Genomic DNA, 16,868 nt, shown 5'->3' on the forward strand with positions numbered 1-16,868 from the left:
TTGTTATTGGTCTTTATATGTTTTTTGTAATGATAGTGAATTAATAATGAAAATGTTCACTTTCTTTAATTAAAGGATTACGTTTTGGTACTAATGGTGCTTTTGATATTGCTGTAAACACTACAAATATAAACAATCCTGCAAATAATAATATTGAACTTATCTCTGGAATTCCAATAAACCATTGTTCTCCTACAGTAGAAGGCATAATCATATTGAAAATATCCATGTAATGTCCGAATAAAATTACAACTCCTGCCATTACAACAAACCAAGGAATACGTTTGTAATCACTGTTCATTAATATTAATAATGGGAATAAGAAGTTTAAGACAACCATTCCAAAGAATGGTAAGTTATAATCTTCAATTCGTGTTATAAAGTAAGTAACTTCTTCTGGGATGTTAGAATACCAAAGTAACATAAATTGAGAGAACCATAAGTATGTCCAGAATACACTAAGTCCGAACATAAATTTAGCTAAATCGTGAATATGACTATCGTTTACAGATGGTAACATACCTTTAGATTTTAAGTAGATTGTTATTAATGCAATTACTGTAATACCACTTACAAACATACTTGCAAAAACATACCATCCAAAAAGAGTAGAGTACCAGTGTGGATCTACACTCATAATCCAATCCCAAGACATAATAGATTCTGAATAAATAAAGAATACTAAAAATGCAGCAGAAATACGGAAGTTTTTCTTAAAGTTAGAGTTATCATCAGCTAAATCCTGAGCCAAACTAAATTTACGAGAGAAGTGTCTGTATGTACACCAACCTGCAATGTATATTAAACCTCTAAAAGCAAACCAACCAATGTTTAACCATGAAGATTTACCTTGAATTAATTTATCGTCTGCAACAACTTCTGGATCCATCCATACAAAAATATTGTAATGTCCAATAGTACCAGAGGCAACAGCAATTAAAAGTACAATTATAGCTCCAGGTAACAAATATGCTGTTACACCTTCCATAATTCTAAAAAGTAATGGAGACCAACCTGCTTGTGCAGCAATTTGAATGGCATAAAAAGCTAATGCTCCTAAGGCAATCATCATAAAAAAGAAAGCCGCAACATATAATGCAGACCAAGGTCTGTTTGCTATTTGATGTTGTACATGTTCTGCATGTGCATCTCCATGATGAGCATCTTCACCTTCTGCATGTGCAGCTTCACCGTGAGATTCTTCAGCATGTTTTGAAGCTTCAGCATGTGTATCATGCGCTTCTGTTATATGAATAGCTTGCGAATCATCATGTTCTTTTACTTCATGATGTGCAGCGTCTTCAGCTAACATAGTTTTTACTTCATCTAAAGATTTATGAGAAGACATAAAACCATAAACTACCCCTATAAATCCTAAGATTATTAGAGCGAAAGAAAATGTTCTTAATTTATTTGAAAGTGTGTACATATCTATATATAATCTTTATCTAATCGACTTACTTTTCTAAATCTGCTTTAAGTTTCATAACATAAGCAGCAACTTGCCAACGCTCTTCGTCTAACAATTGATTCTTGTAAGACCCCATTGCATTCTTTCCGTAATAAATAGTGTGGTAAATACTTCCCACTGAAATGTTACGTCCTGCATCATCATATTTAGGAACTCCTAAAATTTTCTCTCTCTTAACTAAGGTTCCTTGTCCGTCTCCTTTAGTACCATGACAGATACCACAATAGATGTCGAATAATTCTTTTCCTTTACTAAAATCAATTAAAGTAGAATCTAAAGGATTCATTAAGTTCAGTTTTGCATCTTCATATCCTTCTAATGTATTAGGGATAGTAAAAGGCATGTGTCCTCTTGCTATAGCACCATCTGCTGGTAACTGAGCTTCAACACCATTTCTAAATGCTGTTGTTTCACTATAAGTTTCGTATCCTACAGATTGGTACATGTTAGGCATATACTGGTAGTTTGGTCTGCCATTTTCTTTACACGACACTGCAGATATTAAAACTACGGCTATTGCAAATATTTTTATTAAGCTTTTCATAATTCTATTAATGGGCTTTATCTACTAAGTTAATTTCTACTGCACCTGTATTTTTTAAAAACTCGGTGATTTCTTCTTCATTATGATTTCCTACAGATATCTCCATTAAGAAGTGATCATCGGTAGTTCTTGGATCTGGATTTTCAGCATCTTTAAAAGGGTAAATTCTACTTCTTAAGTAAAAAGTAAGCACCATTAAGTGAGCTGCAAAAAATACAGTAAGTTCAAACATAATTGGTACAAATGCTGGTAAGTTTTCTAAGTAACTAAAACTTGGTTTCCCACCAATATCTTGTGGCCAGTCTTCGATCATGATAAAATTCATCATCGCAGCTGCGAAGGTTATACCAATACATCCATAAATAAAAGCTGTGATAGCCAAACGTGTTGGAGCTAATCCCATTGCTTTATCTAGTCCATGAACCGGGAAAGGTGTAAACACCTCGTCTATATGATATTTTGCTACACGAACATCTTTAACGGCAGCCATTAAAACGTCGTCGTCTGTATAAATAGCGTGAATAACTTTTGAAGATTCCATATGCTACTTTTAGTTTTTTGAATTATTAACTGAGGGTCCTGATGTTCTAGAATCCGCACCTGTACCTACTAAACTATCTCCACTTTCTCTAATATTTTTATAATATTCTCCTGAAGATTTTAAAATGGTCTTCACTTCTGCCTGTGCAATTACAGGGAATGTTCTAGAATATAATAAAAACAATACAAAGAAGAAACCAATAGTTCCAACAAATATCCCGATATCTACAAATGTAGGTGAGAACATTGTCCATGATGATGGTAAGTAATCTCTGTGTAACGATGTAACAATAATTACAAAACGCTCAAACCACATTCCTACATTTACCACAATCGAGATAAAGAAAGAGAACATAATACTTGTTCTTAATTTCTTGAACCACATAAATTGAGGAGAGAATACGTTAAAACTCATCATACATAAATATGCCCACCAGTAAGGACCGGTTGCTCTGTTTAAAAATGCATATTGTTCGTACTCTACACCAGAATACCAAGCAATAAACAACTCTGTAATATAAGCCACACCAACTATAGAACCTGTAATCATGATTACAATATTCATTAATTCGATATGTTGCACTGTAATATAATCTTCTAAATTACACACTTTTCTCATAATAATAAGAAGTGTGTTTACCATTGCAAACCCAGAGAATACTGCTCCTGCAACGAAGTAAGGAGGGAAAATGGTAGTATGCCATCCTGGAATTACAGAGGTTGCAAAATCAAAAGATACAATCGTGTGTACAGAAAGTACAAGTGGTGTTGCTAAACCTGCAAGTACCAAAGATACTTCTTCAAAACGTTGCCAGTCTTTAGCTCTACCAGACCAACCAAAACTTAATAAAGAATAAATTTTCTTTTGAAAAGGTTTCACAGCACGATCTCTTAACATCGCAAAATCTGGTAATAAACCTGTCCACCAGAATACTAGTGACACAGATAAATATGTTGAAATTGCAAATACATCCCAAAGTAAAGGTGAGTTAAAGTTTACCCATAACGAACCAAATTGGTTTGGAATTGGTAACACCCAGTATGCAAGCCATGGACGACCCATGTGAATAATTGGAAATAAACCTGCTTGGAACACCGCGAAAATTGTCATGGCTTCAGCAGAACGGTTAATTGCCATCCTCCATTTTTGACGGAATAATAATAGTACTGCAGAAATTAATGTTCCTGCGTGACCAATACCTACCCACCAAACAAAGTTGGTAATATCCCAGGCCCAACCTACGGTTTTATTTAAACCCCAAGTTCCAATACCTGTTGATACTGTGTAAATTATACATCCTATTCCCCAAAGGAAAGCAACTAATGAAATAGAAAAAACTATCCACCATAATTTATTTGCTTTTCCTTCTACAGGTCTTGCGACATCGACAGTAACGTCGTGGTAAGACTTTTCTCCTGTAATTAAGGGTCTTCTTATAGGTGCTTCGTAATGAGACGCCATATCCTTATCTAATTATTTCTTAATTCGTTAATTATGCTTCTGTTGTATTTCTCACTTTAGTTTGATAAATCACATTAGGTTTTGTCCCAATATGCTCTAATAAGTGATACATACGATTATCTTCTTTAAGGTGTGCTACCTTACTTTCTTTGTCATTGACATCTCCAAAGACCATTGCTCCACTGCTACAAGCTGAAGAACAAGCGGTTTGGAATTCGCCATCTTTAATAACACGTCCGTCACGTTTAGCATCTAGAATTGTTTTTTGTGTCATTTGAATACACATAGAACATTTTTCCATAACACCACGAGAACGTACTACAACATCTGGATTTAATACCATACGTCCTAAATCATCATTCATATGGTAATCAAACTCATCATTACCACTATATAAGAACCAGTTAAAGCGACGTACTTTATAAGGACAGTTGTTAGCACAGTAACGTGTACCTACACAACGGTTATAGGCCATATGATTTTGCCCTTGTCGACTGTGTGATGTTGCCGCTACTGGACAAACAGTTTCACAAGGTGCGTGATTACAATGTTGACACATTACTGGTTGAAAAGCAACCTGTGGATTTTCTGAAGGATGTTCTAATTCTCCAAATCCTCCTAATGAACCATTATCTCCAAATAAACCAGAGAAACCTTCCATTTTAGTATCATCACCTTCAAAAGATTCTTCAGATGAGTAATATCTATCTATACGTAACCAGTGCATATCACGGCTACGACGAATTTCACTTTTACCAACAACAGGTACATTGTTTTCTGCATGACATGCAATAACACATGCTCCACATCCTGTACAAGCATTTAAGTCTATAGATAAGTTGAAATGATGTCCTATTGAACGATCAAACTCATCCCATAAATCAACTTCTGGTGAAGTTACAGGAGTTTCAACGTGGTTTAAACTTACCATTGGTATAGCATTCCACTCTTTCTTATCTTTTGTATTAAAGATTTCTAAAGTAGTCTCCTTAATGATATCTCCACGTCCCATTAATGTATTATGTAATTGTACACAAGCAAACTCATGTTCATCACCTTCTACAGCACTTACAGATACATTTTGAACGGTATCAAAGTTTTGGTATAAACCAAAAGCATTAACACCTGTTTTCATTTCATCTTTTAATCCTGCGAATCTACCATAACCAAATGATAATCCTACAGAACCTTTAGCTTGACCCGGTTGAATAATAACTGGTACACGTTCTAATGTAACACCATTAACAGTTACACTAGCATAACTACCATTTAATCCTCCGTTAGCTACATTTCTATTTATTAAGCCTAATGCTTCTGCATCTGCTTTAGAAACGGTTAAGTAGTTATCCCAAGATGTTCTTGTAATTGGATCTGGAAATTCTTGTAACCATGGGTTATTGGCTTGTTGACCATCTCCCATACCTACTTTGGTATATAATACTAATTCTAAACCTTCAGATTTAGCAGAAGCAACTAATGTTGAAGCTAATGCTGCTCCAGATATTTCGTTTACTGTAAAACCTGCTCCGCCAAACACCTTTCCATGAGAAACCGTTTTAGAAGAGGTTGTTGTAACAGAACCTTCTTTGTCTTCGTCTTTTATTCCAACACCAACTGCTGTGTCATGAATAACACCACCAACCCATGTTCTGTCTTTCTTTTCATTAAGTGTTGTTTTAGTATCTACAATAGTTTCGTTAGAAACACCGTTAACTAAAGTTCCTATTGAACCAACAACAAACGAACCATCATGAATGGCTTGATTGAATGAAGCACCACCTAAAATACTGCTATTCCAAGTATCTTTAATGTAATCATGATAAGAAACCGTGTTTCCTGTCCATGTTAGTAAAGCTTCTTGAAATTGTTTTGTATCAAATAACGGACGAATAGTAGGTTGTGTTAACGCAAAATGTCCGCGTTTTAATTCTACATCACCCCAAGATTCTAAATAATGAGGAGCTGCAGCAATATATTCTGTTTGAGTAGCTGTCTCATCTGATTTCATTGAGAATGTTACAGCTAATTCTGTTTTCTTTAATCCTTCAGCAAAATCTGCTGCGTTTGGTAAACTATATAATGGATTAACTCCACTCATAATAATTCCACCAATACGACCAGCTTTCATATCTGCTACTAATTGCATAACGTCTTTATCGTTACCTTGTCTAGTTAAGACAGGAACTCTAGGCATAAATGCTTTACTACGTAAGGCTGCATTAATTTCTAAAACTAAAGCCTGAGCGTTTACATCCTGAATACCAGTAACAACAACACCACCTCTACCAGATTTTTTAAGATCTGCAGCTGCTTTTTTAACTGCGATATCGATATGCTTAGGTAAAGTTCCTGAAACAGAACTTCCTACAACATAACCGTATAATTTAGCTAAAGCTACTTTTTGTTGACTAGGAGTAGAAGCCACACGTTTATCTGCATTTGCACCAGCTAAAGACATATTTGCCTCAAACTGATAGTGACGAGACATTTTACCATCTTTAGGTATACGTCCTGCAGAATAACCAGCATCGTAACCACCACCTTGCCAATCACCAATAAAATCTGCACCAAAAGAAACAATAGTTTCTGCATGAGCAAAATCATAATTAGCTAAAGCACGACTGCCGTATTTTGCTTGGTAAGCATCTAGAGCTGCTGATTCTGATATTGCATCATAAACAACATGACGAACCTTACCGTATTTTTCTTTGAATGTATTTATTAATCGTTCTGTAGAAGGACTAGCAAAAGTTTGAGTCAACAAAACGATTTCTTTTCCTGCAGAACTTAAACTTGTTAATTTAGAAGCTATTTCAGTATTAAAATCATTCCACGATACCGGGCTACCACCTTTTAATGGACCTTGTACTCTTAAGCTATCATACAAACCTAATACAGAAGCATTCACTCTTGCATTAGCGTTTCCGTTAGATTTAGCTAAGGAATTGTTCTCAATTTTAATAGGACGACCTTCGCGTGTTTTCACTAAAACACTAGCGAAATCAAAACCGTCTGCTATAGTTGTTGCATAATAATTTGCAACACCAGGAATAATTTGTTCTGGCTGAACTACATAAGGAATCGATTTAATAACTGGTCCTTCACAAGCTGCAAGCGATGCGGCTGCTGTACTAAAACCAACATATTTTAAGAAATCTCTTCGAGTTGTAGAAGATGATTCAAGCGTTGCTTTATCACCTAAAAACTCGTCTGTAGGAATTTCTTCAACAAATTCGTTTTGTTTTAGCGCCTCAACAATAGAGCTATTTTCGTTTAGCTCTTCAACACTTTTCCAGTATTTCTTGTTTGATGACATATTGTATAATTGAATTACTTCTTAAATAAATTAATAATGACACTTACCACATTCTAAAGCACCCATTTGCGCAGCCGTAAGCTCGTCAACACCGTACTTTTTAGATAATTCTTCGTGGATTTTTGTATAGTAATCGTTGTCTTTAACTTTTACATTTGTTTCTCTGTGACAGTTAATACACCAACCCATTGTTAATGGTGCATATTGGTACATTACTTCCATTTCTTCTACAGGACCGTGACATGTTTGACATTCTACACCTGCAACAGTTACGTGTTGTGAGTGATTAAAGTAAACGAAGTCTGGAAGATTATGAATTCTAACCCATTTTACTGGTTGACTTTCTCCTGTATATTTTTGTTCTGTATCATCCCAACCAACAGCTTTGTATAGTTTTTGAATTTCACCATCGTAAAACTCTTTACTGTGCTCCGGAGTACCTGTAGTTTCTGCTACTTCATAAATAGATTTATGACAGTTCATACAAACATTCAACGAAGGAATACCTGATGTTTTACTAACTCTTGCTGAAGAGTGACAGTACTTACAATCGATACCGTTATCACCAGCATGTATTTTATGAGAATAATGTATTGGCTGTACTGGTTGATACCCTTGATCTACGCCAACCTGCATCATGAAGCCATATGCATAATACGCTCCTACTAATAAGAAAAACACAACAGTTACTAAAACTAAGAATTGATTTTGAACAAAAGCTTTCCATAAAGGTAAACCTGAAGATTGTTCTACTTCTACTCCTTTAGCTTCAGCAAAACGATTTAATGTTTGTCTTACTAATATTAAAGCCATTGCTAATAAAGCAAATAAAACAACTAAAGCTCCTAATATAATCTTATTAGAAATTCCGTCACCTTCACCACTTGCTTTTGCTGCACCAACAGCTGTTGCTGCTTGCGGAGCTGGCTCTGCTTTTTTCTCAGCCGTATAAGCTAAGATATTATCTAAATCTTCATCAGACAACTGAGGGAAAGCTGTCATCGGAACATTATTAAACTCGTTAAAGATTTTGTTTGCATATTCGTCTCCAGACTTAATTAGCCCAGAACTATTACGCACCCATGAATGAATCCATTCTTTGTCTATACCTTCTTCACTTAATCGCGCTTCAATATCACGCAACGCAGGCCCAGTCATTTTTTTATCTAATTGGTGACATGCTGCACAATTAGAATTAAACAATGCTTTTCCTTTTGCTGGGTCTCCCTGAGCGGAAATAGAGGTTGTAAACGCAAGTAAAATAACTATAGCTAAACGAAAGATGTTTTTGCTGAATTTACGGTGAATCACCTGTTTCATATTATTGGTTGAATTAACTTCTTAACTTTGGTAAAAAAATTTTATCTCTAGCAGATAAAAAATCAGTCATAAAATATGGGACAAAAATAACATTTAAAGTGGATTGATAAAACGTTATAGTATTGTTAATCATAATTTAGAAGAAGTCTAAATAAAAACGAACAAAGGCTACTACACCTATTTAACCTTAGTAAAATCACTATTTAAAACACACATCTATGCTCTGTAATTAACTATATTCTAAATGGTTTTAAGACATTTTTATCCGAAAAGGCAATAAAAATGTAAGGATTTTAGAGCTAAAAAATAATCGTTTTTTAATATAATTATAAACGTTTTAAATAATGCATTTAATCGAGTAAATTAACATTAGTTGACACTTATTTAATTTTTAAACCTTAAACAATTTACAATTTATCAAATATATAATAATCTTCTTTTCTAATTAATAATAATGTACAATACGTAATTTAAATCTTTATCTGAATTACTTTACATTTGTAAAAAAAGCATCAAATAAATAAAAGATGAAAACATTAAAAATAAAACTTATTGCACTAACTGGTTTTTGTGTTCTTTCGCTTTCAACAAAAGCAATTGCACAACAAGCAAACATAGATCTTACTCAAGACAAAAAGATTGATAAGCTACTAGAAGTAAAAAAAGAAATGAATCAAGATAAAAACGCAACAGATCGTTTTAGAATTCAGATCTTCTCTGTAACCACAGATCGTAGTGCAGCAAATAGAGCACTTAGCAGATACAATGCAGAGTTTAAACAATGGGAATCTACGTTATTGTTTGAAACACCTAATTACAAAATTTGGGTTGGGAGTTTCCGCACACAATTGGAAGCAGACAGAGCTCTTGTAGAAATAAAAGAGAAATACCCAAATGCTTTTATACTAAAGCCAAAAGCAAATAATTAAAAAACAAGACATAAAAAAAGGCAACCTAACGGTTGCCTTTTTTATTACTTAATATATAAAACTTTATTTAAGTTTCTTTTTAACTTCTACTTCGTGGAATGATTCAATTACATCGCCTTCTTTAATATCATTGTAGTTTTTAATTTGCATACCACAATCATATCCTTTAGACACTTCTTTAACATCATCTTTAAATCGTTTAAGAGAAGCTAATTCTCCTGTATAAACAACTACACCATCTCTAATTAAACGGACTCCTGAAGTTCTGATAATTTTACCGTTTGTAACCATACAACCAGCAATACTACCAATTTTAGATACTTTAAATATTTCTCTAATTTCGGCTGTACCAGTAATCTCTTCTTTAAGCTCTGGAGATAACATACCTTCCATTGCATCTTTAAGATCGTTAATAGCATCGTATATAATTGAATATGTACGGATGTCTATTTCTTCTTTATCTGCAATTGTTCTGGCATTACCCATTGGACGAACATTAAATCCGACAATAATTGCATCTGATGCAGAAGCTAGTAATACATCACTTTCTGTAATGGCTCCAACACCTTTATGAATAATATTAACTTGAATTTCTTCAGTTGATAGTTTTTGGAACGAATCTGTTAATGCTTCTACAGAACCATCAACATCACCTTTAAGGATAATATTTAATTCTTGGAAGTCTCCTAACGCAATTCTACGTCCAATTTCATCTAATGTAATATGACGTTGTGTACGTACAGATTGTTCACGTTGCAATTGAGTACGTTTAGTCGCAATTTGTTTTGCTTCACGTTCGTCTTCAAATACATTAAACTTATCACCTGCCTGTGGTGCGCCATCTAAACCTAAAATAGAAACCGGTGTACTTGGCCCTGCTACTTTAACTTCATTACCACGCTCATCTTGCATTGCTTTTACCTTACCACTGTTTTTACCAGCTAATACGTAATCTCCAATTCTTAATGTTCCAGCTTGTACTAAAATAGTAGAGACATATCCACGACCTTTATCTAAGAATGCTTCAACAACAGTTCCAGAAGCCGGTTTATTTGGATTTGCTTTAAGCTCTAATAATTCAGCTTCAAGTAATATTTTTTCTAATAATTCTTTTACACCTGTTCCTTTTTTAGCAGAGATATCATGAGATTGAATTTTACCACCCCAATCTTCTACTAATAAATTCATTTGTGCTAAACCATCTTTAATCTTTTCAGGATTTGCAGCTGGTCTATCTATTTTATTTATGGCAAAAACAATAGGTACTCCCGCAGCTTGTGCATGGGCAATAGCCTCTTTTGTTTGTGGCATAATATCATCATCTGCAGCAATAACAATTACAGCTAAATCTGTTACTTGAGCTCCACGAGCACGCATGGCTGTAAAGGCCTCGTGACCTGGTGTATCTAAGAAAGCAATTTTTTGTCCGCTTTCTAAAGTTACTCCATAGGCACCAATATGCTGTGTAATTCCTCCAGATTCTCCTGCAATTACATTTTCCTTACGGATGTAATCTAATAAAGATGTTTTACCGTGATCTACGTGACCCATTACCGTAATAATTGGTGCGCGTTCTACTAAATCTTCCGGTTTATCTTCAATTATTTCAATATTATCTTCAAGATCTGAAGTTACAAACTCTACTTGGTATCCAAATTCGTCTGCAACAATAGAAAGTGTTTCTGCATCTAGACGTTGGTTCATGGTAACCATCATACCTAACGACATACAAGCCGAGATAATTTGTGTTACTGAAACATCCATCATAGTTGCAACTTCACTAGCAGTAACGAATTCTGTTACTTTTAAGATTTTGCTTTCTACTTCTTGTTGATCAAGGTCTTTTTGACTTTGTTCTCTATGGTGATCTCTTTTATCTCTACGGTGCTTAGCTCCTCTACCTTTATTAGATTTTCCTTGAAGTTTTTCTAAGGTTTCTCTAACTTGTTTTTGAACTTCTGCTTCACTAGGTTCTTCCTTAACGATAGGACGTCTTGCATGAGCTGGTCCACCTTGTCTTTTACCTTTATAAGTACTTGGTTTTACAGTTCTTCCTGGTCCGCTAGTGTTTCCAGATTTATTAGTATTATCTCCAGGTTTACTTATACGTCTACGTTTTCTTTTATTCGCAGATGCATTATCTCCAGCTTTAGCAACTGGTTTCTTTTTAGGCTTATTGAATTGTGATAAGTCTATTTTTTCACCAGCAATTTTTGGACCTGAAAGTTTTTGATATTGCGTTTTTAAGTGTTCTTCCTGTACCGGTTTTTCTTCTTCAGCTTTTGGCTCTGATTTCTTAACTGGTTGTGTTTTTTTAGGAAGTTCTGTTTTCTTAACCTCTTGAACAGGTTTAGACGGAGTTGGTTTTGCAGGTGGTGTTGAAGGGCGAGAAACAGGTTTTGGCTTATGTTCTACTTTTGGAGTATTTTGAACTTTAGGCTCTACCTTTTTAACAGGCACTTCTACCTTTTTCTCTACTTTAGGCTCTTCTTTTACAACAGGTTTTGGTTCCTGTTTAACTTCTGCTTTAACCTCTACTATTTCCGGAACAACTTCTTTAGGCTTCACCTCTTCTGCTTTTGGCTTAACAGGTTCTACCTTTTTCTCTACAGGTTTAGCGACTTCTTTAGATTTTGGATCTAAATCGATCTTACCTACTTGTTTCGGTCCTGAGAGATGAGATTTGGCTTTTACTATTTGCTCCTTCTTAGCTTCTTCTTTTTGTTTAGCTTCAAGTTCGCGCTCACGTTGCTCACGTAAGGCTTCTTTTTCTTTCAGCTTCGCTTCACTTACTTCTTGAGATGCCACCTTTTTGCTTGCGTCTGTTTGAAATTCTCCTGAAAGTACATTATATACTTCTTGAGAAATTTTCGTAGTAGGACGCTTATCGATTTCCATACCTTTAGATTCTAAAAAATCTACTGCACGGTCGATAGAGATGTTTAACTCACGTAAAACTTTATTTAATCTTATTGTTTCAGCCATAAATTGCCTTTAATATACCCCAAATATAAGTTATTCTTCAAACTCTTCTCTAAGAATTCTAATAACTTCGTTAATTGTTTCTTCTTCTAAATCGGTTCTTTTCACCAAATCTATTACATCTTGCTCAAGAACACTTTTTGCTGTATCAAGCCCAGCTTTGCTTAACTCATCAATAATCCACTTATCAATTTCATCAGAGAATTCTGTTAATTCAACATCTTCTTCTGCACCTTCTCTAAACACATCTATTTCATAACCGGTTAATTGACCAGCTAATCTAATGTTGTGACCACCACGTCCTATGGCTTTACTTACTTCTTCAGGTTTTAAAATAACTTCTGCACGTTTGTTTTCTTCATCAATTTTAATTGATGTTACTTTCGCTGGACTTAACGCTCTAGTAATGTACAATTGAAGGTTACTTGTAAAATTGATAACGTCTATATTTTCGTTACCTAATTCACGAACTATGCCATGAATTCTAGACCCTTTCATACCTACACAGGCACCAACAGGATCTATACGATCATCGTAAGAATCTACAGCTACTTTTGCTTTTTCACCAGGAATTCTTACTACGTTTTTAACAGATATTAATCCATCAAAAACTTCTGGTATTTCTTGTTCGAATAATTTTTCTAAGAATAAAGGAGATGTACGCGACATAATAATAGCCGGTTTATTTCCTTTTAATTCTACATTTTCGATTACCCCTCTTACATTATCTCCTTTTCGGAAAAAGTCTGAAGGAATTTGTTTTTCTTTTGGTAAAATGATTTCGTTGCCTTCATCATCTAACAAAATCACAGCTCTGTGACGAATATGGTGCACTTCTGCTGTATAAATATCTCCAATTAAATCTTTAAATTGTTTGTAGATATTTGTATTATCGTGTTCGTGAATTTTAGAAATTAAATTCTGACGTAATGCTAAAATAGCACGACGACCTAAATCTATTAATTTCACTTCTTCAGAAACATCTTCTCCTACTTCAAAATCAGGCTCTATTTTACGAGCTTCAGTTAATGAAATCTCTTGATTTGGTTCTTCGACTTCTCCATCGGCAACAACAACACGATTTCTCCATATTTCTAAATCGCCCTTATCTGGATTAATAATAATATCAAAATTATCATCGTCTCCAAATTTTTTCTTTAAGGCGTTTCTAAAAACATCTTCTAAAATCGCCATTAACGTTACACGATCTATTAATTTATCGTCTTTAAATTCTGAAAAAGAATCAATTAACGCAAGATTTTCCATAACTCTTTTGAATTAAAATTTAATCATCACTTTAGCTTCTACAATATCGTTATAAGAAATGTTTGCTTCTTTTTGAACGGTAACTTTACCTTTCCCAACGGGTTTAGGTTCTCTAGCTTTCCATTCTAAAACTATTTCATCATCATTAGCATCGACCAAAACAGCTTCTATTGTATCTGTTTTTGTTTTAACTTCTAGTGTTCTGCCTATATTTTTAGCATATTGTCTGCTTTGCAATAAAGGAGACGCTGCTCCAGCAGACATAACTTCTAAAGAAAAATCTTCTTCTTCTCTGTCTATTTCAGACTCTATAGCCCTACTTATAAACATACAATCTTCTACACTCACACCTTCGTCTCCATCAATAATTACCTTAACGGCATTCTCTCCGGAAATAGTTAAACTTATCAAGAACAAATCATTTCGTTCTTGCAAGGCGCTTTCTAATAAATCTTCAACAGTTGTTCTAAACATTTTTCAGTATAAAAAAAGAGGACTCTGTCCCCTCGCATATTCATTTTTCTTACAACGGTGCAAATATACATTTTTTTTATTGATTAACACAAGCTTTCAAATATCAATTTTTATACGTATTTTTATATAGCCGTATAACAAAAACAAATATACTTATGAAAAGAATAATGGTCCCAACAGATTTTTCAGGCGAAGCAGAATATGCTACTAAAGTTGCCGCTAAATTTGCCAAAAAATTTGATTGTGAAATTTATTTATTACACATGATTGATCTACCTGTAGGAGAGTTAGACAAAATGACTCCTTCTTACAGTGAAATTCCAGAAGCCCTGTTTTTTATGAAACTTGCTGCCAAAAACTTTAACGAGCTTTTACAAAAAGACTTTTTACAAGGCATTACAGTGCATCACGTTATTAAAACAAACTCGACTTTTCAAGGAATTAACGAAAATGCAAAAGAGCTAAATATTGATTTAATTATCATGGGATCTCATGGAACTACTGGTTTTAAAGAAATATTTATTGGTTCTAACACTGAAAAAGTAGTGCGTACATCTCACATTCCTGTTTTAGTAATAAAAAGTACTGAGAACGAATTTAAAGCAGACGACATGATATTTGCTTCAGATTTCAACCTAGACAGTAAGGCAACTTACACACAAGCTGTAAAATTTGCTAAGAAATTTAATTCTAAAATTCACTTATTACTTGTAAATACACCTAATAATTTTTCTACAACAAAAGAGTCTGAAGAAAGAATACAAAAATTTATAGCAAACGCTGACTACCCTAACTTTACCATAAATATCCATAACGACGATACTGTTGAAAAAGGTATTTTAAACTTTGCTCAAGAAATTGATGCAGATATTATTGGAATAAGCACACACGGTAGACAAGGTATTGCTCATTTCTTTAATGGCAGTATTAGTGAAGACATAGTAAACCACGCAGTAAGACCTGTTATTACATTTAAAATCTAACACATTAAAACTTAAAATTTTAAGGCTTCTAAATACAACTGTATTTAGAAGCTTTTTTTTTGCACCTATATAAGGACAGCATCATTCTCCTTTTAAAGAAATAGATCTAAAAAACACACCAGAACTGAAATGAGATTTATATCTAACTGCTTTTTTTTTAATTACAGATTAATCTTTACCAATTAAAACACAAAGACCTTAGCAACTCTAATTCAAAAAACAAGAAAATCACCTTGTTATTCACAAGAACAAATTGCCTGATAAAAATAGCAATCTATTTATAAATAAAACGAAACGTTTAACTCTCTCTTTATCGTGGTTTGAAAGTAAATTACTACACTAAAAAAATGAAACAACAAATAAACAAAACACAGATTGATTTAAATTCTAATCAAAACCGTTTATCGATATTCACAAATTTGAGGATATAAAATAAAAGTTATTATATATATTTGATATTACCTACTTATATTAAACACATTAAAACACTAAAAAACAATAGCTTAAACAAAACCCCAAAACTCCTACTCCTCATGACACAATCCCCTCCTCCGATAAGAAATGAAATTTCAGACAACATACTAGGACTCCTGTCGTCTTTTGAAGATCCTGATTTTAAAGATATTTTTAAAAAAACAAATCCAGGAAAAATAGACATGGATCATATTGCAAAGGCACTGCAAAAAAACAAATGGAAGAGCCAAACCAAAGAAGCTTTTAAAAAGAAGCTTTTAAAAGATGGCTACATCACAGAAGATGAAAATGGAAACTTATCTATAACACATATAGGTTTAGAGTTTCAAAAAAATGGCGGCTATTACCTACAGGAATTAAACAAACCCAAAGCAAATATTACAGACAGTACTTTTGAAAAAATAAAAAGAAAACTAAATTGGCAACTTACACTAATAGGCTTAGCTATATTTATTATTCAAATACTATCTATAGACTATATTAGAGACTATTTTATTTAAATTACTCCCAAAAGGAATAAAAAGTAAAACGAAAAAAGGAATTACACTATTGAATTTTATCAATAATTGTAATTCCTTTTTTTATAAAAAAACTTAAAAAACACCTCTCCTTAAAAAACCAAACAACACTGAAGCCTTTCTTAAAATCTCGAACACATGTAAAACTATTTAGATATAAATTAAATATTTAAACAGATAGAATCATCACATATACTAAGAAAAGGAAATTTAAAGCGCCCCTACTTTTCTCTGTCAATAAACTAAGATCTGGAAATTAAAAAAAAAGATTCCTTTTAGTAAAGATAGAATTACAATGAAGAGATTATAAAACAATAGAAAAAATTACGTAACCTATAAAAATAACAAAACCCCAACCTTTTTCAAGATTGGGGTTTGTTGTTGGCCCACTAGGGCTCGAACCTAGACTCTTCGGTACCAAAAACCAACGTGTTGCCAATTACACCATGGGCCATCAATAATTTGAGAGTGCAAATTTAGGACATTTTATAATATATCCAAACATTTTTTAATTTTTTTTTCATCTAAATATTAAGGTTTCCATAAAACGCTTCACTGTTACATATTTATTATTAAATTCGCCCTACCG

Annotated in this window: 12 protein-coding genes and 1 tRNA gene; 3 read left to right on the forward strand and 10 right to left on the reverse strand. The window is 33.6% G+C overall.

Annotated elements, in window-relative coordinates; all coding sequences use genetic code 11:
* Nucleotides 1–40: 40 nt before the first annotated feature.
* Genes GQR95_RS03775 through GQR95_RS03800 form a run of 6 tightly spaced genes read right to left on the reverse strand, consistent with a single transcriptional unit; the run spans nucleotide 41 to nucleotide 8,653 of the window.
* Nucleotides 41–1,429, reverse strand: coding sequence for a quinol:cytochrome C oxidoreductase (locus GQR95_RS03775; protein ID WP_159021897.1), 1,389 nt, complete (start codon nucleotides 1,427–1,429; stop codon nucleotides 41–43).
* 28 nt (nucleotides 1,430–1,457) lie between these two features.
* Nucleotides 1,458–2,015, reverse strand: coding sequence for a cytochrome c (locus GQR95_RS03780; protein WP_233265992.1), 558 nt, complete (start codon nucleotides 2,013–2,015; stop codon nucleotides 1,458–1,460).
* A 7-nt stretch (nucleotides 2,016–2,022) separates the two neighbouring features.
* Nucleotides 2,023–2,556: a DUF3341 domain-containing protein gene (locus GQR95_RS03785; protein ID WP_159021898.1), complete on the reverse strand. Its 534-nt coding sequence runs from the start codon at nucleotides 2,554–2,556 to the stop codon at nucleotides 2,023–2,025.
* A 9-nt stretch (nucleotides 2,557–2,565) separates the two neighbouring features.
* Nucleotides 2,566–4,017: an NrfD/PsrC family molybdoenzyme membrane anchor subunit gene (gene nrfD, locus GQR95_RS03790; RefSeq protein WP_159021899.1), complete on the reverse strand. Its 1,452-nt coding sequence runs from the start codon at nucleotides 4,015–4,017 to the stop codon at nucleotides 2,566–2,568.
* A gap of 31 nt (nucleotides 4,018–4,048) precedes the next feature.
* The gene (locus GQR95_RS03795) at nucleotides 4,049–7,333 is read right to left on the reverse strand and encodes a TAT-variant-translocated molybdopterin oxidoreductase (RefSeq protein ID WP_159021900.1); all 3,285 of its coding nucleotides are present in this window, start codon (nucleotides 7,331–7,333) and stop codon (nucleotides 4,049–4,051) included.
* A gap of 30 nt (nucleotides 7,334–7,363) precedes the next feature.
* Nucleotides 7,364–8,653 carry a c-type cytochrome gene (locus GQR95_RS03800; RefSeq protein WP_159021901.1) on the reverse strand — a complete coding sequence of 430 codons (1,290 nt, stop codon included), beginning with the start codon at nucleotides 8,651–8,653 and terminating at the stop codon, nucleotides 7,364–7,366.
* 527 nt (nucleotides 8,654–9,180) lie between these two features.
* Between GQR95_RS03800 and GQR95_RS03805 the strand changes: the two genes are divergently transcribed.
* Nucleotides 9,181–9,582 (forward strand): SPOR domain-containing protein, encoded by a 402-nt coding sequence (locus tag GQR95_RS03805; RefSeq protein ID WP_159021902.1) that lies wholly within the window; start codon nucleotides 9,181–9,183, stop codon nucleotides 9,580–9,582.
* Between the two features lie 63 nt (nucleotides 9,583–9,645).
* On the opposite strand, the gene infB is transcribed toward GQR95_RS03805, so the two are convergent.
* From infB to rimP, 3 genes are read right to left on the reverse strand one after another with little or no spacing between them, the layout of a single operon-like run.
* Nucleotides 9,646–12,567, reverse strand: a complete 2,922-nt coding sequence (gene infB / locus GQR95_RS03810) for a translation initiation factor IF-2 (RefSeq protein ID WP_159021903.1) — start codon at nucleotides 12,565–12,567, stop codon at nucleotides 9,646–9,648.
* 30 nt (nucleotides 12,568–12,597) lie between these two features.
* On the reverse strand, nucleotides 12,598–13,830 hold the full coding sequence (gene nusA / locus GQR95_RS03815; RefSeq protein WP_159021904.1) for a transcription termination factor NusA: 1,233 nt from the start codon (nucleotides 13,828–13,830) through the stop codon (nucleotides 12,598–12,600).
* 12 nt (nucleotides 13,831–13,842) lie between these two features.
* Nucleotides 13,843–14,304, reverse strand: coding sequence for a ribosome assembly cofactor RimP (rimP, locus tag GQR95_RS03820; protein WP_159021905.1), 462 nt, complete (start codon nucleotides 14,302–14,304; stop codon nucleotides 13,843–13,845).
* A 155-nt stretch (nucleotides 14,305–14,459) separates the two neighbouring features.
* Here rimP and GQR95_RS03825 point away from each other — a divergent pair, with 155 nt between their 5' ends.
* On the forward strand, nucleotides 14,460–15,287 hold the full coding sequence (locus tag GQR95_RS03825) for a universal stress protein (RefSeq protein WP_159021906.1): 828 nt from the start codon (nucleotides 14,460–14,462) through the stop codon (nucleotides 15,285–15,287).
* Between the two features lie 533 nt (nucleotides 15,288–15,820).
* On the forward strand, nucleotides 15,821–16,261 hold the full coding sequence (locus GQR95_RS03830; RefSeq protein ID WP_159021907.1) for a hypothetical protein: 441 nt from the start codon (nucleotides 15,821–15,823) through the stop codon (nucleotides 16,259–16,261).
* Nucleotides 16,262–16,660: 399 nt separating this feature from the next.
* On the opposite strand, the gene GQR95_RS03835 is transcribed toward GQR95_RS03830, so the two are convergent.
* Nucleotides 16,661–16,733: transfer RNA gene (locus GQR95_RS03835), tRNA-Gln, on the reverse strand.
* Between the last annotated feature and the right edge of the window lie 135 nt (nucleotides 16,734–16,868).

The organism is Formosa sp. L2A11 (assembly GCF_009796865.1).
GTDB lineage: Bacteria > Bacteroidota > Bacteroidia > Flavobacteriales > Flavobacteriaceae > Formosa.

Excerpts from the sequence above, each read along its gene's own strand:
- GQR95_RS03775 (WP_159021897.1), bottom strand. The coding sequence starts at position 1,429 with ATGTACACACTTTCAAATAAATTAAGAACATTTTCTTTCGCTCTAATA.
- GQR95_RS03780 (WP_233265992.1), bottom strand. The coding sequence starts at position 2,015 with ATGAAAAGCTTAATAAAAATATTTGCAATAGCCGTAGTTTTAATATCT.
- GQR95_RS03785 (WP_159021898.1), bottom strand. The coding sequence starts at position 2,556 with ATGGAATCTTCAAAAGTTATTCACGCTATTTATACAGACGACGACGTT.
- nrfD (WP_159021899.1), bottom strand. The coding sequence starts at position 4,017 with ATGGCGTCTCATTACGAAGCACCTATAAGAAGACCCTTAATTACAGGA.
- GQR95_RS03795 (WP_159021900.1), bottom strand. The coding sequence starts at position 7,333 with ATGTCATCAAACAAGAAATACTGGAAAAGTGTTGAAGAGCTAAACGAA.
- GQR95_RS03800 (WP_159021901.1), bottom strand. The coding sequence starts at position 8,653 with ATGAAACAGGTGATTCACCGTAAATTCAGCAAAAACATCTTTCGTTTA.
- GQR95_RS03805 (WP_159021902.1), top strand. The coding sequence starts at position 9,181 with ATGAAAACATTAAAAATAAAACTTATTGCACTAACTGGTTTTTGTGTT.
- infB (WP_159021903.1), bottom strand. The coding sequence starts at position 12,567 with ATGGCTGAAACAATAAGATTAAATAAAGTTTTACGTGAGTTAAACATC.
- nusA (WP_159021904.1), bottom strand. The coding sequence starts at position 13,830 with ATGGAAAATCTTGCGTTAATTGATTCTTTTTCAGAATTTAAAGACGAT.
- rimP (WP_159021905.1), bottom strand. The coding sequence starts at position 14,304 with ATGTTTAGAACAACTGTTGAAGATTTATTAGAAAGCGCCTTGCAAGAA.
- GQR95_RS03825 (WP_159021906.1), top strand. The coding sequence starts at position 14,460 with ATGAAAAGAATAATGGTCCCAACAGATTTTTCAGGCGAAGCAGAATAT.
- GQR95_RS03830 (WP_159021907.1), top strand. The coding sequence starts at position 15,821 with ATGACACAATCCCCTCCTCCGATAAGAAATGAAATTTCAGACAACATA.